The sequence below is a fragment of the Kyrpidia sp. genome, from assembly GCF_023512215.1.
GTDB classification, from domain to species: domain Bacteria; phylum Bacillota; class Bacilli; order Kyrpidiales; family Kyrpidiaceae; genus Kyrpidia; species Kyrpidia spormannii.
This window is the reverse complement of record NZ_JAILZZ010000107.1, coordinates 1-3,097: the sequence shown is the minus strand read 5'-3', so window position 1 is coordinate 3,097 and position 3,097 is coordinate 1. Positions and strand designations below refer to the sequence as shown.

Sequence of the window (3,097 nt, the reverse complement as noted above, 5' to 3'; positions counted from 1 at the left end):
ACCGGAGCCTTTTCGCGCCGGGTTCCCAGGGGACGGGAGGTGGTCCAGTGGCCGGATTGACGGCGCTGTTGGCCCTGTTGTGCGGGAGATTGCCCTGTTCGTCTCAATCCCTTTTCAAAGTCGACCTGATCCAACTCGCCTTCCAAGAATCGCGTTGGGATCAAGAGATACATGGCCGTTCGGTCCGCCTGGCTCTGATGTGCACGCATACAGGGCTCCGGAAGAACGAGTTGGGATCCGCTGTGGAGCCAGATGTGCACAAGTTCGTGGGCGAATTCTTCACGCTGTTCGTTCATCGGCAACCTGTCATCCACGAAGATGATCTTCGAGTCCAAGAACGATTGGCTCCGCACGGCGCCATACAACACCCGGAACCCTTCATTGCCGGTACAATGGGGCTGGGGAGGACAAGAAATTGGAAATGAATCCAAATGTGTCATCACCGTATGTGTTGCTTAATTTTGTCGACGACCGCGGCCGTTGCCGGCGGTTGTTTTTTCCGATCCGGCCGAGGTGATTGTATCAGTAGGAAAAGTGGGCTCCGGCGTTCTCCCGGGGTCCGTTTTCATTGAGCGGCGGTTTCCCGGGCCGGAAAAGGCAAAGGCCCCCCGATCCGCCAAGATTGGGGGTATTGAGCATCCGGCGGGAGGGGGAATGACCCCCTTCCCGCCACGTAATCATGATGACAAGGGATCAATTCTGGATGCAATCCACCCCCGTCTCAGACGTTCTCTTAAACATTTAGTTGGGCTGAACTACGATCTTAACTTGGCTTTTTTGTTTAACCAGAGCCTCGAAACCCTCTTTCACGATTTGGTCCAAGCTGATTTTTTTCGTGATCAGTTCTTCTGCCTTGAACTGCTTGTTGGCAATCAACTGAATGACCTCAGGAAAAATGTGTCGATAAGCGAGAATCCCCATGACAGTCCTTTCTCCTAGCACCAGATCATTTGGATGGATCTCGGCCGGCTTTTCCCAAATACTAACGATTACCGTTTCACCGTTCAGTGCAGTACTGTTGATCGCCTGCGTCAGGACCGCCGGGACCCCCGTCACTTCAAAAGCGATATCCACTCCGCCGCCAGTGACCTGTTGAATCTCTTGAACAGCATCTGTTTGAGAGGGGTCAATCACGTGGGCGGCCCCCACACTTAATGCAAACGCTTGTCTTTGCTCTGAGATTTCCACTGCGAATATTTGGCTGGCCCCCGCCAGTTTGGCCGCTTGGATTACAAGAAGACCAATGGGCCCTGCCCCGAACACCGCCACCTTGTCTCCTGCTTTCAATCGGCTCTGACGGACAGCGTGAAGAGCCACTGCTGCCGGTTCCACCAGCGCCCCTTGTTCAAAAGTCATGTTGTCGGGCAGCTTATGGACCATATACTCAGGTACTACAGTAAATTCGGAAAATCCTCCGCCGCCGCCGGAAAGGCCGTGGAATCCTAAATGTACACACAGGTTGTAATGTCCTCGGCGGCAAGAAAAGCATTTTCCGCAGGCGTAAATCGGTTCGATGCACACGCGGTCTCCGACTTGGAAGGAGGTTACAGTTGGGTCTACTTCCACAACTTTGCCGGAAAATTCGTGGCCCATCACGATGGGAGCCGTTTCATTTGTTAACGGATGAGGATTGTCCCTCGGAATGAAAATTGGTCCGCCGAGATATTCGTGCAGATCGCTCCCGCAAATACCTGCCCATTCGACCTTGACCTTTACGGTACCTGGATGCGTTTTTGGTTCTTCTATATTTTCGACCCGAATATCTTGGGGGCCGTGCCAACGCGCTGCTTTCACGGGTTCTCCTCCTATCTCAAAGAGCTCGCTTTTTTTCGCCTAGCTATTCCGGATCCGGATCTGTATGCCATTTTCACGAGCCTGCTCGTTATACGAATACGATTCCTCCATCCACCACGATGGATTGGCCAGTGATGAAATCCCCCTCAGGCCCAGCCAAGAATCTTACGAGTTTTGCGACGTCCTCGGGGGTCTCCGGGCGACCTAACAAAGCGCGTGCGGCGTATTCGCGAAAGGTTTCCCCCCCTGCCTTTTTGTTGATTCGGCTGAATTCCTCATCGATCTGTTTCCACATATCTGTATCCACAATTCCGGGACAGTACGCATTCACGGTGATACCGTAGGAGGCTACTTCTTTCGCAAATGCCTGGGTCCACCCACGTACGGCGAATTTGGATGCGCTATAATGACTCAACATGTCAAAACCTTGTTGCCCTGCGATTGAACACGCATTGATAATCTTTCCACCGCTTCCTTGACGTATCATTTGTTTGGCGGCCGCTACATTACACAGTACGACTCCCAGGACGTTAACTTCCAACATGTGCTTCCAGTCCTGAACGGTCAACTCCAGAGCAGGCTTAACCTGTGCGATTCCGGCGTTGGCCACCAAGATGTCCACATGGCCCCATTGTTGAACGCACTCCTGAACGAGACAGCCAACAGCCTCCTCGTCGGTTACATCTCCGATGAACGAAAAAGATTCACCGCCCTCCTTCGCGATTTCCCGGACTACGCTCTCCGCCAATTCCCGGCGCACGTCGTTGACGCACACCCATGCACCATCCCTGACCAAGGCCAAGGCAATCGCTCTGCCAATTCCCCTTCCCGCTCCGGTGATAATCGCCGTTTTTCCTCGCAGAACCCTCATGTTTTTCCCTCCCCCTTTGTCCTAAAAGGCTGTCGGTTGTCGCTACCACTCTTCCCTCCTCCCCAAATGCCCTCTCCACCTGACCTGGATGGATCGCAAAATCTGTGCCATGCTTGAAAGTCAGGTACGGCACGCAACACACCACCATCTCTGACATCAAAGCGATGTTCAATGGGCAAATGTCTCGATTTGTCCCGATTTGTTTCGATAGTAGTGCCTCATTTTGTCTCAATCTGTTGCGGCTATATCTAAGGAAAGCCTAGCGGTAATGGGTTATGTCCCGTCAAGTGGTGTAGTTTTGGCTTGAGATTTCCCAAAAATGAAAGGGAAAGTGGTTTTCATGAAATGGAATGCTTTTAGACCCAGCCAAACATACCGCCGGGCCAGGCTGGCCCTTAAAACTTTTGCGGTCCTAGGAAGGTCCCATGTCGG

3 protein-coding genes are annotated in these 3,097 nt (G+C 52.7%); all 3 read right to left on the bottom strand.

Annotated elements, in window-relative coordinates; genetic code table 11:
- The coding region (locus K6T64_RS16995; RefSeq protein WP_353737844.1) for an ImmA/IrrE family metallo-endopeptidase at positions 1-296 on the bottom strand (296 nt) is incomplete at its 3' end.
- Positions 297-741: 445 nt separating this feature from the next.
- A complete protein-coding gene (locus tag K6T64_RS16540; RefSeq protein WP_288011274.1) occupies positions 742-1,794 on the bottom strand; it encodes a 2,3-butanediol dehydrogenase in 1,053 nt (350 codons plus the stop codon).
- Positions 1,795-1,882: 88 nt separating this feature from the next.
- Positions 1,883-2,665 (bottom strand): glucose 1-dehydrogenase, encoded by a 783-nt coding sequence (locus K6T64_RS16535; protein WP_288011273.1) that lies wholly within the window; start codon positions 2,663-2,665, stop codon positions 1,883-1,885.
- Positions 2,666-3,097 lie beyond the last annotated feature (432 nt).

What these genes read in the sequence shown, in the direction of transcription:
- K6T64_RS16535 (WP_288011273.1), bottom strand. Translation starts at nt 2,665, where the DNA reads ATGAGGGTTCTGCGAGGAAAAACGGCGATTATCACCGGAGCGGGAAGG.